At 65.3% G+C, this 19,659-nt stretch carries 20 protein-coding genes; 11 read left to right on the top strand and 9 right to left on the bottom strand.

Annotation, left to right across the window (positions count from 1 at the left end; genetic code table 11):
• Positions 1-39: 39 nt before the first annotated feature.
• The 4 genes from AB7245_RS26520 to AB7245_RS26505 all read left to right on the top strand — a co-directional run bounded on the left by AB7245_RS26520 (position 40) and on the right by AB7245_RS26505 (position 2,439).
• Complete coding sequence (locus tag AB7245_RS26520) at positions 40-408, top strand: YidB family protein (protein WP_354115483.1); 369 nt, start codon at positions 40-42, stop codon at positions 406-408.
• Between the two features lie 205 nt (positions 409-613).
• Entirely contained in the window at positions 614-805 is a 192-nt protein-coding gene (locus AB7245_RS26515) for a hypothetical protein (RefSeq protein WP_014494643.1), read from the top strand.
• Between the two features lie 157 nt (positions 806-962).
• Positions 963-1,955: a hypothetical protein gene (locus tag AB7245_RS26510; RefSeq protein WP_354115482.1), complete on the top strand. Its 993-nt coding sequence runs from the start codon at positions 963-965 to the stop codon at positions 1,953-1,955.
• Between the two features lie 43 nt (positions 1,956-1,998).
• Positions 1,999-2,439: a DUF1489 family protein gene (locus AB7245_RS26505; protein ID WP_028155001.1), complete on the top strand. Its 441-nt coding sequence runs from the start codon at positions 1,999-2,001 to the stop codon at positions 2,437-2,439.
• 9 nt (positions 2,440-2,448) lie between these two features.
• On the opposite strand, the gene AB7245_RS26500 is transcribed toward AB7245_RS26505, so the two are convergent.
• A complete protein-coding gene (locus AB7245_RS26500; protein WP_085405540.1) occupies positions 2,449-3,195 on the bottom strand; it encodes a hypothetical protein in 747 nt (248 codons plus the stop codon).
• Positions 3,196-3,271: 76 nt separating this feature from the next.
• Entirely contained in the window at positions 3,272-4,123 is an 852-nt protein-coding gene (gene panC, locus AB7245_RS26495) for a pantoate--beta-alanine ligase (RefSeq protein ID WP_085405541.1), read from the bottom strand.
• A gap of 279 nt (positions 4,124-4,402) precedes the next feature.
• Between panC and AB7245_RS26490 the strand changes: the two genes are divergently transcribed.
• The 4 genes from AB7245_RS26490 to AB7245_RS26475 all read left to right on the top strand — a co-directional run bounded on the left by AB7245_RS26490 (position 4,403) and on the right by AB7245_RS26475 (position 8,203).
• Positions 4,403-5,326, top strand: a complete 924-nt coding sequence (locus AB7245_RS26490) for a division plane positioning ATPase MipZ (RefSeq protein WP_063982760.1) — start codon at positions 4,403-4,405, stop codon at positions 5,324-5,326.
• Between the two features lie 342 nt (positions 5,327-5,668).
• On the top strand, positions 5,669-6,529 hold the full coding sequence (locus AB7245_RS26485; protein WP_063982761.1) for an alpha/beta fold hydrolase: 861 nt from the start codon (positions 5,669-5,671) through the stop codon (positions 6,527-6,529).
• A 145-nt stretch (positions 6,530-6,674) separates the two neighbouring features.
• Positions 6,675-7,418, top strand: a complete 744-nt coding sequence (locus tag AB7245_RS26480; protein WP_063982762.1) for a hypothetical protein — start codon at positions 6,675-6,677, stop codon at positions 7,416-7,418.
• A gap of 59 nt (positions 7,419-7,477) precedes the next feature.
• Positions 7,478-8,203 carry a DnaJ domain-containing protein gene (locus tag AB7245_RS26475; RefSeq protein WP_063982763.1) on the top strand — a complete coding sequence of 242 codons (726 nt, stop codon included), beginning with the start codon at positions 7,478-7,480 and terminating at the stop codon, positions 8,201-8,203.
• A 218-nt stretch (positions 8,204-8,421) separates the two neighbouring features.
• Here AB7245_RS26475 and AB7245_RS26470 read toward each other — a convergent pair whose 3' ends face one another.
• Positions 8,422-10,272, bottom strand: a complete 1,851-nt coding sequence (locus tag AB7245_RS26470; protein WP_085405542.1) for a D-alanyl-D-alanine carboxypeptidase — start codon at positions 10,270-10,272, stop codon at positions 8,422-8,424.
• A 389-nt stretch (positions 10,273-10,661) separates the two neighbouring features.
• Here AB7245_RS26470 and AB7245_RS26465 point away from each other — a divergent pair, with 389 nt between their 5' ends.
• Complete coding sequence (locus AB7245_RS26465; RefSeq protein ID WP_014494653.1) at positions 10,662-11,000, top strand: phasin family protein; 339 nt, start codon at positions 10,662-10,664, stop codon at positions 10,998-11,000.
• Positions 11,001-11,117: 117 nt separating this feature from the next.
• Here AB7245_RS26465 and AB7245_RS26460 read toward each other — a convergent pair whose 3' ends face one another.
• Positions 11,118-11,381 (bottom strand): hypothetical protein, encoded by a 264-nt coding sequence (locus AB7245_RS26460; RefSeq protein ID WP_166340944.1) that lies wholly within the window; start codon positions 11,379-11,381, stop codon positions 11,118-11,120.
• A gap of 456 nt (positions 11,382-11,837) precedes the next feature.
• Between AB7245_RS26460 and clpS the strand changes: the two genes are divergently transcribed.
• On the top strand, positions 11,838-12,170 hold the full coding sequence (gene clpS / locus AB7245_RS26455) for an ATP-dependent Clp protease adapter ClpS (protein WP_014494655.1): 333 nt from the start codon (positions 11,838-11,840) through the stop codon (positions 12,168-12,170).
• Between the two features lie 291 nt (positions 12,171-12,461).
• Positions 12,462-14,876 carry an ATP-dependent Clp protease ATP-binding subunit ClpA gene (gene clpA, locus AB7245_RS26450; RefSeq protein ID WP_014494656.1) on the top strand — a complete coding sequence of 805 codons (2,415 nt, stop codon included), beginning with the start codon at positions 12,462-12,464 and terminating at the stop codon, positions 14,874-14,876.
• Between the two features lie 71 nt (positions 14,877-14,947).
• Here clpA and AB7245_RS26445 read toward each other — a convergent pair whose 3' ends face one another.
• The 5 genes from AB7245_RS26445 to AB7245_RS26425 all read right to left on the bottom strand — a co-directional run bounded on the left by AB7245_RS26445 (position 14,948) and on the right by AB7245_RS26425 (position 19,565).
• Complete coding sequence (locus AB7245_RS26445; RefSeq protein ID WP_085405544.1) at positions 14,948-15,406, bottom strand: PEGA domain-containing protein; 459 nt, start codon at positions 15,404-15,406, stop codon at positions 14,948-14,950.
• A 121-nt stretch (positions 15,407-15,527) separates the two neighbouring features.
• Positions 15,528-16,949, bottom strand: coding sequence for an MFS transporter (locus AB7245_RS26440; protein WP_085405545.1), 1,422 nt, complete (start codon positions 16,947-16,949; stop codon positions 15,528-15,530).
• Between the two features lie 183 nt (positions 16,950-17,132).
• Positions 17,133-18,158, bottom strand: a complete 1,026-nt coding sequence (locus AB7245_RS26435) for an aldo/keto reductase (protein ID WP_085405546.1) — start codon at positions 18,156-18,158, stop codon at positions 17,133-17,135.
• Between the two features lie 114 nt (positions 18,159-18,272).
• Complete coding sequence (locus AB7245_RS26430; RefSeq protein WP_071913037.1) at positions 18,273-18,509, bottom strand: hypothetical protein; 237 nt, start codon at positions 18,507-18,509, stop codon at positions 18,273-18,275.
• Between the two features lie 99 nt (positions 18,510-18,608).
• The gene (locus AB7245_RS26425; RefSeq protein WP_439035070.1) at positions 18,609-19,565 is read right to left on the bottom strand and encodes a helix-turn-helix domain-containing protein; all 957 of its coding nucleotides are present in this window, start codon (positions 19,563-19,565) and stop codon (positions 18,609-18,611) included.
• Between the last annotated feature and the right edge of the window lie 94 nt (positions 19,566-19,659).

Raw genomic sequence — 19,659 nt, 5'->3', positions numbered from 1 at the left:
CAATCGCGGCGGAAGGACCGCTTGGGAGAGGGCAGGGGCATGGGAATTCTGGACTCGCTGGCAAACAACCCCGCGCTTCGCAGTGCGCTCGGGCAGCTCGGCGCCGCGGTCCTGCCGGCGGTGTTGAACGAAGTGCTCGGCAGCAGCAGTCAGGGCGGCCTCAGCGCAATCGTCGCGAAGCTCCAGCAGTCCGGCTTCGGTGACCAGGTCAAATCCTGGCTCGGCAACGGCCAGAACCTGCCGATCTCGGCCGGCCAGCTCCGCGCGGTGCTCGGCAGTGACACGGTTCGGCAGCTTGCGGCGCGCTACAACATCCCGGTCGACCAGCTCGGCCAGATTCTGGCCCAGGAACTGCCCAAGGCCGTGGACCAGGCAAGCCCGGAGGGGCATCTGCCCCACACCGTCTGAGGGAGCCGGTTCCAGCGGTATCCTCCACCCACCGGTTCCCGCACTATCGTCCTGAAAATACTGCCGGATCGGCCTATTTGCCATGCCTGTATACCGCTGGCCAAAACGCCGCATTGCGTGCTATATGTCACGCCGGGTTTTCAGCCGGTCCGTCGCAGTGGGACCCTGGGCACAGCCGGCGCTGTTTGAGTCATGGAGATGGGCGTTGAAGCATAAATTCCCCGTGGGAACGCGCGTACTGTTCACTGCCAGCAACGTCGCGCGCCCGGCTGCGAGTGGCTCATACGAGATCATCCGCCTGCTGCCGACGGATGGTGACGACTGCCAGTACCGCATCAAGAGTTCGACTGAAGCGTTCGAGCGCGTCGCCAAGGAAAGCCAGCTCGCCCAATCCTGACGGATGACGGTGCCGCGCGTTGACATCGCGGACGAATTCGCTTCGCTCGCCGTCAAAAGGCCCCCTTCGCCTCGACATGGTGAACCGGGGGCAGTTGCCGACTCGCGGGGGCTCGCTTTGACCATTCGCTCTTTGCTCGCGTGAGGGGACGTCGCGCATGAACTGGGCATGGGCCACTTCGTTCGACCAAATCTCGCGCCCGCAGGCCTTTCCGATGTGGATGATCCTGGTAGCCGCCGGCCTCCTCGGCCTGATTCTCCTGATTACGCTGGTGCGCGCCGAAAGGTCGGTTGCCAACGGCGCGCTGACCGTCATCACGCTGCTTTCCATTGCCATCGCGGTAGCTGCCACCGTGCGCGTTTATGGTCCGGCGGAGGAGGCACCGCCGGGCGAGGCGCGCGCGCAGAGCGCGGTCGTCGCCAGCCTGCCGGCGCTGTCCTGTCTCGACGATCTCGCCGGCAATGCCGTGGCGATTGGTTGCGAGAAGGCGCTGTTCGGCTCGCCTGACGCGGCGGCTGCGGCCGTCTCCTACACCGCCGCACGGATCGACCGGCTCACCGCGCTCGGCGATGCCGCGCCCGCCGAGAAGAGCCTGACGCTGGACATGAAGGTGCTGCGCAAGGCGCTGGAGCGCGACCGCTACGGCCTCGTCGCGCAGGTGCTGGTTGCGCGCGACGGCTGCACGCAGTTCGACTGCCCCGCCTTCCGCTCGCTGACCGATCAGCAGCGGGTCGCCGCCAACATGGATTCCCATCTCTACGACACGCTGGTTGCACGCTATGCGCCGGGCTGGAACGCGCCCGCAACGGCCCCGGCGATGCCGGCCACCGCGGCGCTTGCCGGGATGCCGCCATCGATGCCGACGGGCAGGCCGACCAATGCGGAGTTCCCGAGCGCGTCATCGACGCCGCCGGTGAGCATCATGAATCCGGAGCCGCCCACGGCGGCGGTGCGACAGGCGGCGCCTGCCGGAGGCGCAGCCGCGGCGCCGCGCGTGTCCGCTCCGACCTCGGCGCAGGCCGCTGCTCCAGCGGCGCCGGCTGCGAAGAAGCCGCCAGCGCCGAAGGCCGCGCGTGCGCCGGCCGCAGCACCGGTTCCGCTCGCGCCGCCGGCCCCAGCCGCGGCTCCTGCGGCTGCGGATAACGAATAGTTCGGCATTCCAAATACGTGGCTGCCCGGCTAATGCTGGGGCCATGCCGCTACATTTGATCAAGCTCGCCGTCGGCTGCGACTCCGTCAAGGAATTGAAGGGGTGGGTCGCCGAACGGATGCAGACCGCCAAGAAGAAGGGTCTGCCGCAACATCACATCCACATCACCCGCATGGTGCCCAAGCGCGACGCCGAGATCCTGGCGGGCGGATCGCTCTACTGGGTGATCAAGGGCGAGATCGCCGCGCGTGAAAAGATCATCGGCATCGAGCCGTTCCGCGACAAGGACGGCATCGGCCGTTGCCGGATCGTGATGCAGCCGAAGGTGATCTCGGTATCGCCGCGGCCGATGCGGCCGTTCCAGGGCTGGCGCTACCTCAGCGACGATTCCGTGCCGCCCGATCTCGGCAAATCGGCCGCGGGCTCGATCGCGGCGATGCCGGAGCCGATGCGGCGCGAACTGCGCGATCTCGGACTGCTCTGACGCAGCCGCTCATGGCGGCGTGACGATGTGCAGCCGCGCCCAGTCGGAGGGCGGCATCACGACCGGACGTCCGCCTTCGCCGATGGTGTCGATGATGTCGACCAGTTCGGGCTCGACGCCCATCTCGTGCAGGTACTTGCGATACTGCTCGCCAAAGATCGTCGTCAGGCTCTCGCGTTGTTCGGGCGCCACGTTGGGTGCGCGGCGATTGCGGATGGAACGGCCGGTCAGCACCACCGTCGCACCTTGCGGGAGGCTGCGATGCACCCCGCCGGCGAGCATGAGGACGCACGCGAAATCGCACGCCGGATCCGGCAAGGATACCTTGGCGTCGAGCGGCCCGCCCGGGCGCTTCAGCGCAAAACAATCCTCCGGTTTGCCGGCGCAGGCCTCGACCTCGGTCGCGCCGGCGGTGGCATCCAGGCCGCGGTCGCGCAGGATGCGGCCCATGCTGACTGCAACATTGAGGTTGGAGCCGCCCCAGCTATGGATGACGAGCGGCAGCTTGTGTCCCGCCTGGCGATCGAGAATCGCGATCAGCCGCTTGTAGCTGTCCCATTGCACCGTGCCCTCGGCGGCGATCCAGTCAGAGCAGCCCGGTCCGCAGGCCCCGGCGGGGCCATGGGCGACGTAGAAGATCATCGCATCCGGCGGCGACCCGTAGAGGCCGATCGGCGGGCGCTGTTGTGCCTGGGCGGCAGTCGCGGCGACAAGCGCCAGCACGCCATTCACGATCATCGCGCGGATGAATGACATGCCCCTGCCAGCCGGCTCGTTTCCTCGTCCCGATCATCCATCCGGGCGAGGGAACGCGCAAGATCGAGCTCGGTGGTTACACCGCGATATTGTCGATCAGCCGGGTCGTGCCGAGCTTGGCCGCCACCAGGATCCGCAACGGGCCGTCCTTGCGCGAGGTGACCTGCGCCAGCGTCTCGGCATGGCGCGCCTCGAAATAGTCGAGCGCAAAGCCGGCCGCCGTGATCATCCCGGCGCCGCGCGCCATCGCGGATGCGATCGCTTCGCCGGCGCGGATGCGCCCGGCGCTGTCCTTCATGGCGCGGTACAACGTGGTCGCGGTCTGCCGCTCCTCCGGCGAGAGATAGACGTTGCGCGAAGACATCGCGAGCCCGTCGCGCTCGCGCACGGTGCGGGAGCCGGTCACCTTGACGCCGAGGTCGAGGTCGCGCGCCATCTGCGTCACCACCCGCAACTGCTGAAAGTCCTTCTCGCCGAAGATTGCGACATCCGGCCGGCACTGCGTGAACAGCTTGCCGACGACGGTGGCGACGCCGCCGAAGAAGTGCGGCCTGAAGCGGTCCTCGAGGCCGGCCAGCGCCGGCCCCTCCGGCACGATGCGGGTCGCAAAGCCTTCCGGATACATCGCCTCGGCGCCGGGGTGCCAGACGATGTCGACGTCCTCGGCGGCGAGCTTGGCGAGATCGGACTTCCAGGTGCGCGGATAGGCACCAAAGTCCTCGGTCGGGGCGAACTGGGTCGGGTTGACGAAGATCGACACCACGACGCGACTCGCGCGCCGCCTGGCGAGGCGCACCAGCGACACATGTCCGTCATGGAGCGCCCCCATGGTCGGAACCAGCGCGATCGTGGCTTTTCGCTTGCGAAGATTGTCGACGGCGCGTCGCAAGGCGGGGACCGTGCGGGCGATCAAGGGGCTTCGTGACATCAGGACTCGACAGGGTTGGGAATGGGAAGCGGGCGCGTCCCGGCGCCCGCCGGCTAACCTTAACAAGCGCCGATCGTGGACGCCATGCATTCGGATGCGGCACAGCATCCCGCGCGAGGCCGCGCACGATATCGCGACATGGCTGAATCACAAGCGAGAGATGGTGCCGTGATTCATTTCGAACACGGCGCGCTGCGATTTGCATTTACTGTCACGCATTTCACTTGACCGCAGACGCGGCCAACTCGAAGATATTCATCAGGGGTGTTGAGGATCGCTATGCTTGTGCAGGCTAGCCAAGGCCAATCCGGCTCGGCGCATGTCGTCGTGCTCGGCAACGAAAAAGGCGGCTCCGGCAAGTCGACCACCGCCCTGCACATCGCGGTCGCGCTGCTGAAGGCCGGCCAGCGCGTCGCCACCATCGACCTCGACTGCCGTCAGCAGAGCTTTACTCGCTACATCGGCAACCGTTCCGCCTGGGCGCGCCGCACCGGCCTCGGCCTCGAGCTGCCGGTGCATCGCTGCATCAAGCTCGGCGAGACCATGCAGATCGCCGAGAACGAGAATTCCGAGTTCCAGCAGTTCATGGAGGCGGTCTCGGCGGTCGAGAGCAATTTCGACTTCATCGTCATCGATACGCCGGGCACCGACAGCTATCTGATGCGCCTGGCGCACTCGATGGCCGACACGCTGGTCACGCCGATCAACGACAGCTTCCTCGATTTCGACGTGCTCGGCACCGTCGATCCCGCCAACTACGCAGTGACGGGCGAGAGCCACTATGCCGAGATGGTGCGGGATGTCAGGCGCAAGCGGCGCCAGCTCGACGGCTCCAGCACCGATTGGATCGTCGTGCGCAACCGCCTGTCGATGCTCGGCTCCCGCAACAAGCAGCTCGTCGCCGAGGGCCTCAAGGATTTGTCGCTACGGCTCGGCTTTCGCTACGTCGACGGCTTCGCCGAGCGCGTCGTCTATCGCGAATTTTTTCCGCGCGGCCTGACCGCGCTCGATGAGATCGACGAGGCCACGCTCGGCATGCGGCCCAACCTTGGCCATCTCACCGCGCGGGAAGAGGTGACGGGTCTGCTCCGCCAGCTCAAGCTGCCGCTCGACGAACGCGGCCGCCGCCGTGCGGCAAATCGCGCCGAGTGGTTCAGCCAGGTCGACAAGCCGCTCGAAGTCCACGACATCCTCGGCGCCTGAGGCGGCGGTATATCGCTACTTCCAGCCGATTGAAGCTGCCGGTTCCCGCCGGAACTGAGTGCGGGCTTGGCCGTTTCACCCTGTGTTTACCGTGAAATTGAAGCCAATCGAGACCGGTTGTGTCGGATGGTAGCCTGCACCTGACGTAGCCGCCTGAGAACGGGATGCCCAAGAAACGCGTGCGCCGCACAATGAAAGGGCTGAAGGTTCACAATATTTAAGCTTCCTGTCACGCGGCTGTGACATATATTAGGGAATAGGCGACCAGGGGCCGAAGAGCCCCGGAAGAACACGATTTTCAACAGGGATTCAGGCCGCAAGAGCCTGAGGCTGAGGACGAAAATGAAGCGTGGAATTGCCGTTCTGGTTTCGGTTAGTGCCCTCTTCGGCGTCGCCTATGTCACGGCGAGCAAGTGGGCGATCAGGCACGAGACCGTCACCTTCTACGACGCCTCGCGCGACAACCGTCCCGTGCCTGTCGATATCGCGGTCCGCCGCGACAAGGAAATGCAGGCCAATGCCGGCATGATCACGCTGCCGGTTGCCGTGATCAATCACGGCAACACCGTCAAGAATACCGAGTACGGCTTCCTCGCCAACATCTTCGCGGCGCGCGGCTATATGGTCGTAAGCCCGCAGCATGATTTGCCGACCGATCCTCCCATGGTGACGAAGCCCGGTGAGCTCTATGTCGGCCGGCTGCCGCAGATCCTGCGCGGCGTTGCCAACATCCATCTCGCCATGCAGGAGATGAAGAAGGTTCAGCCCAACGCCGATTACGACAGGGTGACGATGGTCGGCCACTCCATGGGCGGCGACATCACGATGTATTTCGCCAAGCAGTATCCCGATGAGGTCAAGAAGGTCGTCACGCTCGACAATCTGCGCGTGCCCTTCGTCACTGCCGGCAAGTTCAAGATCCTGTCGTTCCGTTCGCAGGATCCGCAGTTCAAGACCGATGCGGGTGTCATCCCGACCGATGAGGAATGCGAGAAGGCCGGCATCCAGGTCGTGAAGACCGAATTCCAGCACAACGACATGCGCGACACCGGTCCGGATGCGGCGAAGAACTCGATCCAGAGCATGCTCGACAAGTTCCTGAGCGACGGCGACAGCGCCGTGGCGCCCGTCGATACGCGCTCGGCCCCGCCCAATATCCTGGAGCCCGGTCCGGTTGCTCTGATGGCGCCTGCCAAGAGCTGACACCGACGCCAGCTGACACCGACACCGCTCCGATCGTCTGCACGACCCGCAAAGCCTCCGCCGGCATCCGCCAGCGGAGGCTTTGCACATTGACCGGGCCGCAGGCGCTATCCACATTAGCCGCTCACGCAAGAAGCGAGCAGGGATGTCCGGCGAACCCGTCAAACCGCGTGGCCGTGATGCCGTCTCGAGCCAAACCGGCGGCACGCTGCCTCAAGCCAGCACCGCTGAGGACATCGCTGCGTTCGTCGCCAAGGCGCGTGCGCTGTCGCCGCATGCCCCCGGCGCGAAGGGGCGGCTGATTTTCGCGCTGGATGCGACGATGAGCCGGCAGCCGACCTGGGACATGGCCTGCGCGCTCCAGGCGGACATGTTCCGCGAGGCCGCAGCGATCGGCAGCCTCGACATCCGGCTCGTCTATTATCGCGGCTTGAACGAGTGTCGCGCCACGGGCTGGATCTCCGACAGTGCGAAGCTCGCGACGCTGATGAGCAAGATCGACTGTCGCGGCGGCGACACCCAGATCGGCAAGGTGCTGAGCGACGTGCGGCGCGAGGCGGTCGCTTCGGGCGTGCGTGCGGTCGTTTTCGTCGGCGATGCCATGGAGGAGAAGGTCGACGAGCTCTGCGCCAAGGCCGGCGAGCTCGGCATGCTCAAGGTCCCCGTGTTCGTGTTTCAGGAAGGCGCCGACGCCGTGGCCGAGCAGGCCTTTCGCGAGATCGCGCGGCTGACCGGCGGGGCCTGGTGCCGGTTCGATCCCGGCGCGGCGGCGCAGCTTCGCGAACTGCTGCGCGCGGCCGCGGCTTATGCCGCCGGCGGCCGGGAGGCGCTGTTGAAACTCGCCAAGAGTGCGAGCGGTGCGGCCAAGCTGATCGGGCAGATGAAGTAGCGGCCCGCGTCGGAGACGGACGCCATGCATTTTGCCGTGAGGGCGACTATATTCCGGCCATGACCCTGATCGCCGGCGCCATCGCCGTTATCACGCTTTATCTGCTGCTCCAGATGTTCCGCTCCGCCAATCCGGCGGTGCTGGCGCGCACCATCAAGTTCGGTGGCGGCGTGGTGGCGCTCGCGGTCGCAGCGTTCACTGGCCTGCGGGGCGAGCTGGCGGTGGCGATCCCGCTCGGGATTTTCGGCGCCGGGCTCCTGGGCTGGACGCCGCTGGCGAATGCCGGCTTCGGCAATATCGGCGGGCTGTTCGGCGGTGGCGCAACGCGCCCGGCCGGACAGGCCTCGCGCGTACGCTCGCAATTCCTGGACATGCGGCTCGACCACGATTCGGGGCAGCTCGCCGGCCAGATCGTCGCCGGTCCTCACGCCGGGCGCGATCTCCAGGAGTTCGATCTCGCTGGCCTGCTGGCGATGGCTCCGGCGTTCGACGCCGAGAGCGTGGCCCTACTTGAAAGCTATCTGGACCGCCGGTTTCCCGCTTGGCGTCAGAACGCGCAGGGCGATGCGGCAGGGCGGCAGCGCCGCACGGCGCCGAGCGGCAAAATGACGGCGGAGGAAGCCTATCAGATCCTTGGCCTGCAGCCGGGCGCGGGGCGCGACGACATCAGCCGGGCGCACAAGTCCCTGATGAAGAAACTCCATCCCGACCAGGGGGGCTCGACGTATCTCGCTGCCCGTGTGAACGAGGCCAAGGATACTCTGCTTCGCACGCATAACGGCTAACTCCGGCACTACGCTACAAACGCCCGTACCGCGTAAGCTCCGCTTGCTCTGTCTGCCGTCGCCCCGATGCCCGCCTTTGTCGGCGTGGTCGATCCCTTGAGTAAAGTTTTAACCGTAAATCCTTGACGAGAGGTTGTCGCGGAACTGGCATCGCCGCATCCCCCAAACAAAAATGCCCGCGCAAGGCGCGGGCATTTTGATTGGAGCGGTACGACAGATCAGTTGCGGACAGTGATGCAGGAGATGTCGGCGCGCTTCAGGGCGCGGCAGACGGCTTCGGCCTGGTCCCGCTCGAGCCCGGCGAAACGGGCCCGGTAAAGCTTGCGATTGTCCTTGGCGAGGACCGGCTCGGTGAACGGGTCGGCCTTGCTGAGCAGGCCGCGGGCCGAGCTGCGGGCGGCGTCGATGCGCTGCTGGGCTTCGTTCTCGCTCTCGAGTGCGCCGACCTGGACGATCCAGCCGCTATGGGTGACGACCGGCTTGGTGGTGGCGCTCATCTGGATCGGCTGCGGCACAGGATCGGCCGAAGCGAGCTTCGCAGCAGCCGGAGTGGGCGCGGCGGCCGTTGCGGCCGGCAGCACGCCGAGGATGCCGTTGCCGGTGCCGAAGCCCGCCGGCTGACGGGGCATCTCGGTGCGGGCGAGTTCGGCCTTCGGCGCTTCCGGCTGGCTCGCCATCTCGGGCTTGTTGATGAGATCGGCGCGGGCGACGACGGCGCCGGAGGTCTCCGCGACGTCGGAGCGGGCCGCAATCGTGCTCGTGACCTGCGGTGCGACCTGAGCCGGGGCGGCGGAGGCGACCTTCACGGTGCCGGCCTTGACCTGAACAGTCTTCACCCGGACCGGCTTCATCGGCTCGGACGAGCCGGGGATGATGGAGAGCGGCTGGCTGGAGATCACGCCATTGGTGAGCGGCGCGGGCTCGATCCTGGATTCAGTCGGCCGAACCTCAGGCTTGCTGGTGTCAGGCCTGGCTTGAGCCGGCGGCATCGCGGCGGTCGCGGCCGCCAGCGCTGAGAGGCGCGAGGCGAGACGCTGCGGGGCCGTTTCGGGGGCAGGGGCGGCCGCGGCCTGCTGGACCTGCGGAGCGGGGCGGGCCGAGGTCTCCGATGCATCGGCGACGTCGGTATTGGCATCTGCGCCGTTGCGCTCGGTGACAGCGACGACGGTGTGGGTGGTGGCGCCCTTCTCGAGGTTCTCCGCGAGCAGGTTGCGCATGGTGGCGTCGCGCGAGCCGCCGCTGCGGCCGCCGAGCACCACGCCGATCAGGTGGCGGTTGCCGCGACGCATCGAGGTCACGAGGTTGAAGCCGGAGGCGCGGGTGTAGCCGGTCTTGATGCCGTCCACGCCCTCGACGCTGCCGAGCAGGTGGTTATGGTTGCGGATCGACTGTCCGCGCCAATTGAACGTCGAGGTCGCGAAATAGCGATAGTAGCGCGGGAAGCGCTCCTGGATGGCGCGGCCGAGCGTGGCCTGGTCGCGCGCGGTCGTGACCTGCTCGTCGTTGGGAAGGCCGTTGGCGTTGCGGTAGACCGTCTTGGACATGCCGAGCGAGCGCGCCTTGCGCGTCATCATCTGGGCGAAGTCGTCCTCGTCGCCGCCGATCGCTTCCGCGATCACGACGGCCGCATCGTTGGCGGAGCGGGTGACGAGGCCCTTGATCGCGTCCTCGACGCGGATGGTCTGGCCGGCACGCAGGTTCAGCTTGGTCGGATCCTGATCGGCGGCGTGCTGCGAGACCGGCATCTCGGTGTCGAGCTTCATCCTGCCGGACTCGAGGCGCTCGAACAGCAGATAGAGCGTCATGATCTTGGTGAGCGAGGCGGGGTGGCGGATTCCGTCTGGGCTCGTTGCCTGGAGCACGGAGCCGGAATTGCCGTCGACGATGATCGATGCGAATTTCGGGCTGGAGCTGTCGGACACATCGCGCTGCACCCGGTGGTGTGCGTAATGGCGCCGGTGACGCCGTGCCTCGGCAGCATCGGTGAAGATGACTACGGCGGTGACCGTAAGAAGCCCGAAAACGCCAACCCGCGCCAAGCGCGAGGAAGACAAGTTTTTACGAAGCATGAAACCCCGTCCCCGTTTCTGACTTGATCACCGGCCCGTGAGGCGAAATTGTGCCCACTCGACCCGGGATCATTACCTGCTCAGGCTGTCTCTCCGCTGGTGTTCGCTGCGGGAAACGTTGGGCCTGAGCCGCTGTTCTGGCTAAGGTGATGTTCTCGAACGGCTTTTGACCGTTCGCGGAAGCTGAACACGTCCAGGGAATCAGGGTAGGGGTCCGCGGTTTCCAAAAGCTTAAGGAACCATTGCGGGAAACCCCGGGAATCTCAGCGATTTGCATCTAATTTTGTGCGTCGCACAAGATTCTTGACTTTTTTGTGCGTTGCACTATTTTTGGGCGGAGTCAGGGAGCCGGGGCTTCCGGACCAAAGCCAGGGAAAAAGGATTCCGAAATGTTCAAGGTTGAAGACTTTCAGAGCTACGGGAAAGAGCAGTTCGAGCAGTGCGTTGCTTCCGCGACCTCGATGCAGCATGGCCTCCAGGCGATCGCCAGCGCGTATGGCGACTACACCAAGAAGTCGTTTGAAGACACCAAGTCCTTCGTCGAGAAGCTTTCCGGCGTGAAGTCGCTGGACAAGGCCGTGGAAGCGCAGACCGACTTCGCCCGTTCCAGCTACGAGACCTTCGTTGCGGAATCGCAGAAGATCGCCGGCCTTTACAGCGACCTCGCCAAGCAGGCGTTCAAGCCGGTCGAGACCATCGTTTCGAAGTTCACCCCGGCTGCCAACTAACGTCCTCTGGAACTCCTGGAATCGAAAAGCCCGGCTGATTCAGCCGGGTTTTTTTGTTGTCGCGACAGAGATCCGGTTCAGCGCGCCACGCGCAGCTTCGACAACGACGTACCGACGTCAACCCCACACGGTCTGGACAGAACGTGTCGATGCCGCTCGCGCAATGCTCGCCGCTTCGGCGTCATCGCGCAGCTTCTTCCGCCGCGTGTCGATCTGCGAGGCATTGCTGTACCACCAGCGATTCTGCGCATCGAGAGCGCCGGCGAGGAGCACGAGGCCACTGAGCTGATCGACCAGGTTCTTCGCGGCCGTCGGCATCGCCGACATCTTGCCGTCCTGGGCCATCGAGCCGGCGTTGTCGAGCAGCATGGCGACGCGCATGCGCACCAGGCGCCAAGCGATTGAACGGCAGCTCGATGGGACCGTAGAAAACCGGAGGTATCCCGCGAAATCGCCGCTGCCGCTTAACGGCCGGATTCCTGGTGAAGATGTTCTAAACGGTGCCGGCCGAAACTTTTGTCAAATCGGTCCGGATTGACTAACCTTGGTCAGGATCGCCGGACCGGGAATCGGGACTGCCTCGACCATATTGGCCAGACCGTTGCACGCTTGCGGCGAGCCGGGGGCAGGCCCATATTCCCTACAATCGAGCCGGGCTTGACCGGACCGGTTGGAAGCGGTGATCCAACAAGGCGGCGCGCCCGTGCAAAGCTCCGAAGGGCGGGGCCGCGCGGCTGACCGTCACTCGCTTCCGTGGGGAATTTGAACGCCTGAGCCATGCCGCACCTGACTTTCAGACTAGACCTGTCCGCGCAAGCCGCTGCCCACGCTCCTCGTATGAGCAATGACGAGAACCGTTCGGGCGGACCGACGGGGCCGAATACGTCTGTCATCACCAAGGTCAAGCCGAAGACCAAACGGCCGAACCTGTATCGTGTGCTGATCCTGAACGACGACTACACGCCGATGGAATTCGTCGTCCATGTGCTGGAGAAGTTCTTCCAGAAGGACATCGAGGCCGCGACCAAGATCATGCTGCATGTCCATCATCACGGCATCGGCGAGTGCGGCGTATTCACCTACGAGATCGCCGAGACCAAGGTGACGCAGGTGATGGACTTCGCCCGCAAGCACCAGCATCCGCTGCAATGCGTGATGGAAAAGAAATAACTGCGCGTTCACATCCAGAGTTATTTAGATCGGTTCTGGTCGCGCGGTATGTGACGGCAGCACATCCTGCTGCGTGATCCCGCGAAAATCAGCGGCGTCAATCCTGCCCAAATGGGTAGTTCTGCCCAAATCGGAACGGGTTTTGCATCGAGCATGCCGTGGGCGCGTAATGCCCATTTGAGTCGCGGAACCGGTCTTTCGCCGCGGTCTTGTATAACTATATGTGACAAAGGTTGTTGTTGCCTGACCGGGCGATGGCGATCATGATGGTGGGGGCCATAGAGGACGCGAATGCCGACTTTTTCCCAAAGCCTTGAACAATCCCTGCATCGTGCGCTGGCGATCGCAAACGAGCGTCATCACCAATACGCGACGCTCGAGCATCTCTTGCTCTCCCTGATCGACGACTCCGATGCAGCCGCCGTCATGCGCGCCTGTAGCGTCGATCTCGACAAGCTCCGCACGAGCCTCGTCAATTACCTTGAAACCGAATTCGAGAATCTGGTGACGGATGGCGCCGACGACGCCAAGCCGACCGCCGGTTTCCAGCGCGTGATCCAGCGCGCGGTAATCCATGTGCAGTCGTCCGGTCGCGAAGAGGTGACCGGCGCCAACGTGCTGATAGCGATCTTCGCCGAGCGCGAGAGCCATGCCGCGTACTTCCTGCAGGAGCAGGACATGACGCGCTATGACGCCGTCAACTACATCAGCCACGGCATCGCCAAGCGGCCGGGCGTCTCCGAGGCGCGGCCGGTGCGCGGCGTCGACGAAGAGACCGAGGCAAAGGGTACCGAGGACGCCAAGAAGAAGGGCGAAGCGCTCGAGACCTATTGCGTCAACCTCAACAAGAAGGCGCGCGACGGCAAGATCGATCCGGTGATCGGACGCAATTCCGAGATCAACCGAGCGATCCAGGTGCTGTGCCGCCGGCAGAAGAACAATCCGCTGTTCGTGGGCGAGGCCGGCGTCGGCAAGACCGCGATCGCGGAGGGCCTCGCCAAGCGCATCGTCGACAGCGAGGTGCCGGAGGTTCTTGCGGCTGCGACCGTGTTCTCGCTCGACATGGGCACGCTGCTCGCGGGCACGCGCTATCGCGGCGACTTCGAGGAGCGCCTGAAGCAGGTGCTGAAGGAGCTCGAAGCGCATCCCAACGCCATCCTGTTCATCGACGAGATCCACACCGTGATCGGTGCGGGCGCGACGTCGGGCGGGGCGATGGATGCGTCGAACCTGCTCAAGCCGGCGCTTGCCTCGGGCACGATCCGCTGCATGGGCTCGACCACCTACAAGGAATACCGCCAGCACTTCGAGAAGGACCGCGCGCTGGTGCGGCGCTTCCAGAAGATCGACATCAACGAGCCGACGGTCGAGGACGCGATCGCGATCCTCAAAGGTCTCAAGCCGTACTTCGAGGACTACCATCGGCTGAAGTACACCAATGAGGCGATCGAGGCTGCGGTGCAGCTCTCCTCGCGCTACATCCACGACCGCAAGCTGCCGGACAAGGCGATCGACGTGATCGACGAGTCAGGCGCGGCGCAGATGCTGGTGGCCGAGAACAAGCGCAAGAAGACGATCGGCATCAAGGAGATCGAGACCACGATCGCCTCGATGGCGCGGATCCCGCCGAAGAGCGTGTCGAAGGACGATGCCGAGGTGCTCAAGCATCTCGAGCAGACCCTGAAGCGCACAGTGTTCGGCCAGGACAAGGCCATCGAGTCGCTGGCCGCTTCGATCAAGCTGGCGCGTGCCGGTTTGCGCGAGCCGGAGAAGCCGATCGGCTGCTATTTGTTCTCGGGACCGACCGGCGTCGGCAAGACCGAAGTCGCAAAGCAGCTCGCAGCGTCGCTCGGCGTCGAGCTGCTGCGCTTCGACATGTCCGAATACATGGAGCGGCATACCGTGTCGCGCCTGATCGGCGCGCCTCCCGGCTATGTCGGCTTCGACCAGGGCGGCCTGCTCACTGACGGCGTCGACCAGCATCCGCATTGCGTGGTTCTGCTCGACGAAATCGAGAAGGCGCATCCCGACCTCTACAACGTGCTGCTCCAGATCATGGATCACGGCCGGCTCACCGACCATAACGGCAAGCAGGTCAACTTCCGCAACGTGATCCTGATCATGACCACGAACGCAGGTGCTTCGGATCTCGCCAAGCAGGCGTTCGGCTTCACCCGCTCGAAGCGGGAAGGCGACGACCACGAGGCGATCAACCGGCAGTTCGCGCCGGAATTCCGCAACCGTCTCGATGCCATCGTCTCGTTCGGCCATCTCAGCGTCGAGGTGATCGGTACGGTCGTGGAGAAGTTCGTGCTTCAGCTCGAGGCTCAGCTCGGCGATCGCGACGTCACCATCGAACTGTCCGAGCCCGCCAAGACCTGGCTGGTCCAGCATGGTTACGACGAGCAGATGGGCGCACGGCCCATGGCCCGCGTCATCCAGGAGCATATCAAGAAGCCGCTGGCCGACGAGGTGCTGTTCGGCAAGCTCAAGGGTGGCGGCCACGTCCGCGTCGTCCTGGTCAAGGACGAGGCCGACGAGACCAAGGACAAGATCGGGTTCGAGTTCCTCGACGGTCCGATCACGCCGAAGCAGGAGAAGCTGCCCGGCGCCCGCAAGCGCCCGCCGGGCAAGTCCAAGCCGGGCGGTGGCGGCTCCGGCGGCTCGAAGGGGCCGACCTCGAAGGGCCCGCTGGTCAAGGCTTGATTGCGAGCGATATGAATTGAAAAGGCCGGCTGAAAAGCCGGCCTTTTTGATTGCGTGGCAGTTGCGAGGCGCTAGGTGCCGGTGTCGGGCGCAGGCGCCGCCGGCGGCCGCGGCTTCTTCGACGCGGGTGGCCGCGCGCGGGCAGGTGCTGACGGCTGCATGGTCACGATGACAGGATTCGGCTTGTGATCGGTTGCCGCCCCGGTGGCAGCATCGACGCCCATGCCGACGACACCGCCGAGCAAGAGATTTCCGGCGAAGCCGGCGGCCCCGGAGGTCGGTATGTCCCGGCTGAGCGGCACGATCTGCGGTTCATAGCCTTCCTTCTGGAAGGTGATCGAAATGTCGGCGTTCCGCTTGACGACCACGGAGCACGGCGTCGTGCAGGTGGTCGGAACTTCCATTCCGCTGACGACCGCTTCCACGCCCGACGGTGTCGACGAGATGCTGATATTTTCGGTCGTGCCACGCGTAACAGACGCGCAGCCGCCCAGCATGACGCTGAGCGCCACAATTCCAAATGAACGCATGAAATGCCCCTTATTCCCCGCGTCAATGAAGCGCAACCGGAGCGCGAGGGCAATACGTCATTGGTCCAGATAGTTAAGCCAGCACAAGTTGCGCGTGAGAACAGCAGAACCTGGGCGTGAGCTATTCGCCGCGCAGGCGCTGGTCGTCCTGCACCCGGACGTGCTCGGCGCCGCGCGCGCCCGCGGGCGACAGCCGCAGCATGCTCAGCACTGCACCGCACAGCGCAAATCCGACGCCGACAAGAAGCGCGATCCTGGTTCCCTCGGTCGGATAGCGGCCGAGCAGCAGCGCCACCAGCGCCGCGCCGGTGGTCTGGCCGAGCAGGCGCGCCGTGCCCAGCATGCCGCTGGCGCCGCCGGCGCGCTCGCGCGGGGCGGCCGCGATCATGGTGCGGTTGTTGGGGGTCTGGAACAGGCCGAAGCCGGCCCCCGCCAGCGCCATCCGCCAGATCACGTCGAGCGGCGTCGGGCTTGCAGGCAGGAAGGCGAGTGCGCCGAGGCCGCAGGCAAACAGCGTGAGCCCGATGCCGCCGAGCAGGCCGGCCGGATAATGCTCGACCAGGCGGCCGGCGAGCGGGGCTGCGAACGCCACCGCGATCGGCCATGGCGTGATCAGCAGGCCCATATGCACCGCCGAATAGCCGAAGCGGCTCTGGAGGTAGAAGGGGATCGCGACGAAGGCCAGCATCTGTCCGCAGAACGAGGCGATCGAGGTCGCGATCGACAGCGCGAACACCGGGATGCGCAACAGGTCTACCGGCAGCAGCGGCGAGGTCATGTGGGTTTCGCGGTAGATCAGCAGCGCGCCTGCGACGATGGCGATGGCGAATTGAACGAGACAGGTGATGGCGGCCTCGCCATGACCGACGCTGTCGACGGCCGCGATGCCGACGCCGAAGGTGATCGCGGACAGCCCTGCGCTCTGCCAGTCGAAGGAACGGCTGGCGGGTTTTGTGTGCGGCAGGCTGCGCAGGCCGAGCACCAGCGTCAGCGCACCGAGCGGGACGTTGATGGCGAATAGCCAGGGCCAGGTTCCGACTGCCAGGATGCCCGCGGCGAGCGTCGGGCCGACCGCGGCCGAGAAGGCGACGACGAGCGCGTTGATCCCGATGCCGCGACCGAGCTGGCTGCGCGGGTAGGTGAAGCGCACCAGTGCCGCGTTGACGCTCATGATGCCGGCCGCGCCAAAGCCCTGGATGATGCGCGCGATCGTCAGCAGCGGCAGCGTATGCGCCAGCGCGCAGAAGGCGGATGCGAGTGTGAACAGTACGAGCCCGGCCAGATAGACGCGGCGATAGCCGACGATCTCGCCGAGCGACGCCAGCGGCAAGAGCGAGATCGTGATCGCGAGCTGATAGCCGTTGACGATCCAGATCGAGAAGGCCGGGCTCGCATCGAGGTCGGCCGCGATCGTCGGCAGCGCCACGTTGGCGATGGCGCTGTCGACGACCGCCATGATGATGCCGAGCGCAATGGTCAGCACCGCCTGGTTGCGCTGCGGCTGCGGCAGGCCGTCGGCATGCTCGATCGGGGCAGACGACATGATGGAGGCGCGCCTGATTGGAGCCGTGCTTCATCCCCGGATTAGGAAATTGCAGGATGGATCGCAACCCGGCAGGACCCGGACAGTTCCTGTGCCGGAAGCAGGCCTTCCGGCACAGGAAAACGGGTCGGGACCGCTTTCGCGAGGGCTCGGGGAGCCGAGCGGTCGGGCAGTTGGCCGTCGCTACACCGCCGGCGGATTGCGGTCGGTGAAGGTGGTGCGCTGGTGCCAGTAGGGATAGGGCAAGGTCACCTTGCTCGCGGCATCGAGCTTTGCGATCTGGTCCTTGGTCAATGTCCAGCCGACCGCGCCGAGATTTTCGCGCAGCTGCGTCTCGTTGCGCGCGCCGATGATCAGCGTCGAGACCGTCGGACGCTGGAGCAGCCAGTTCAGCGCGATCTGCGAGACGCTCTTGCCCGTTTCCTTGGCGACCTCGTCGATCGCCTCGACCACGCGATAGACGTGCTCATCGGGCACGGGCGGGCCGAAATCGGCGGTCTTGGGCAGGCGACTGACCTCGGGCTTCGGTTGACCCCGGCGGATTTTTCCGGTGAGGCGCCCCCATCCGAGCGGCGACCAGACCACAGCGCCCAGCCCCTGGTCCACGCCGAGCGGCATCAGCTCCCATTCGTAGTCGCGCCCGATCAGTGAGTAGTAGGTCTGGTTGGCGACATAGCGTGGGAAGCCATGCTTGTCGGCAACCGAGAGCGACTTCATCAGGTGCCAGCCCGAAAAGTTGGAGACGCCGACATAGCGGATCTTGCCGGCGCGCACGAGCACGTCGAGAGTCGCAAGCACCTCTTCAGGCGGGGTGAAGGCATCGAAGCCGTGAAGCTGGAACAGGTCGATGTAATCGGTGCCGAGCCGGCTCAGCGAACCGTCGATGGCCGCGAGCAGATGCTGCCGCGACGAGCCGATGTCGTTGGGCCCATCGCCGAAGCGGAAGGTGGCCTTGGTCGAGATCAGAACCTTGTCGCGGCGGCCCTTGATGGCCTCGCCGAGGACGCGCTCGGATTCGCCGAGCGAATAGACGTTGGCGGTGTCGAACATCGACACCCCGGCATCGAGGCAGATATCCAGAAGGCGCCGCGCCTCGGCCGCGTCCGTCGTACCCCACGCAGCAAGGCGGCCGACGCCGCCGAAGGTGCCTGTTCCCAGGCTCAAAGCGGGCACCATGAGGCCGGATCGGCCCAAGCGTCGGTATTCCATCGATATGCTCCTCGGCTGGCCGCTGGTTGACCGGTGCGGCCTTTGGGCGATGGTAATGCAAGCGCGGGCCGCGTCCTATCACGCGCTCACATACCGGCCTTGCTCGGGAATGGCCTAGTCGTGCAGGCGCATGTCATCGAATGCTGCATCGGCAACGCGCGCGCTTGGCGTCTTCACCGATGACTGAGCCTCGACCCTGGTTGCGGGCGAGGGGAAGCAGGCAGCTTCGCCGTCACGCGCCTGCCGCGGCAGCAGCGTCAGGCCCCAGCCCACCAGGACCAGCACCGCGAGCCTGATCGCGATCACACCCAGCAATAGCTCCGATCCGCTTATGGTGGCGTGAGTCCTCATGCACGCCAGCCTGATGCGCGCAGCCGGACAAGGCAATCTGGAATTGACGAGCCTTGCCTTCGCCTGCAGCGAAGGCTCGAGGTGATAGCTGGCTGGATGTCAGTGCCGCAACTGGCTCTGCCTGAAGTCGCGTGGCGACATTCCGAAATGCTCGCGGAAAACGCGGCCGAAATGCGAGAGATCGTTGAAGCCCCAGGCGAAGGCGATCTCGCTGACGTGGCGATGGGCCAGCACGGGCGAAGCGAGGTCTCGCCGGCATTGGGCGAGACGCTCGGCAAGCACATGGCGCTGGAACGAGGTATCCTCGTCGGCAAAGAGATCGTTCACATAGCGCGGCGAGATGCCGAGTGCAGCCGCGGCCTCCGACAGCGAGAGGTCGGGATCCGCCAAATGAGCGCGGATATGGGCCTTCAAGCGGTAGAGCAGGGCGGAGCGGTGGGTGGAGGACGGCAGCGATGTCTTGCCGAGCCGTTCGCTCAGCGCCATCGCGAGCAGATCGACGGCCTGCTCCGACAACGCCGCAGCGTTGTCCGGGGCAAGTCGGTCCGCGCTCTGGCAAAGCCTGAAGATGAAATCATACGCGAGCCGTTCGAGCGGCACATCGGCGCCGAACGACATCGCGGTGAGCGTCTCGGTGGCGCCGAGCCGGCGCTGCAGCATTTCGCGGGGCACCTTGAAGATCGTTTGCGTGAAGGCGTGGTTGAATTTCAGCTCATAGGGCCGCGTCGTGTCGTAGAGCGCGAACTCGCCGGGATGGATCACGGTCTCGCGGCCGTCCTGCACCACGCCTCCGTCGCCGCGATTGCCGAGCGCAACCAGGACAAAATCCTGATCCGAACGCGCGATGCGGGACGGCGTCCGGAATACGTGCTGGCGGTCGGAGCAGACCTCGGAGCACACGGCCCTGCCGAGCGGGGCCTGTGTGACCGAGCCGCGAAAGGCGCTGCCGAGGTCGGACTTGCAGTCGAGCCCGACGAAAACGTCGCAGACGATGTCCTGCCACAGCGCCAGCCGGCGGTAGCCGGGGCTGCCGTCTGTCGTGAACTGGATTGGCATCTGGACAGCCTCCCTTTCACATCCTGCAATCCGCATGTTGGCGCAGATCCAGCCAGACCGAAGGCAAGTCCCGTACCCGTCGGCGATCCCGGCC

Origin of the sequence: Bradyrhizobium sp. 604_D8_N2_3, from assembly GCF_051810765.1 — a bacterium.
GTDB classification, from domain to species: Bacteria; Pseudomonadota; Alphaproteobacteria; order Rhizobiales; family Xanthobacteraceae; genus Bradyrhizobium; species Bradyrhizobium barranii.
The sequence above is the reverse complement of the archived record's forward strand: the minus strand, read 5'-3'. Positions and strand labels throughout refer to the sequence as shown.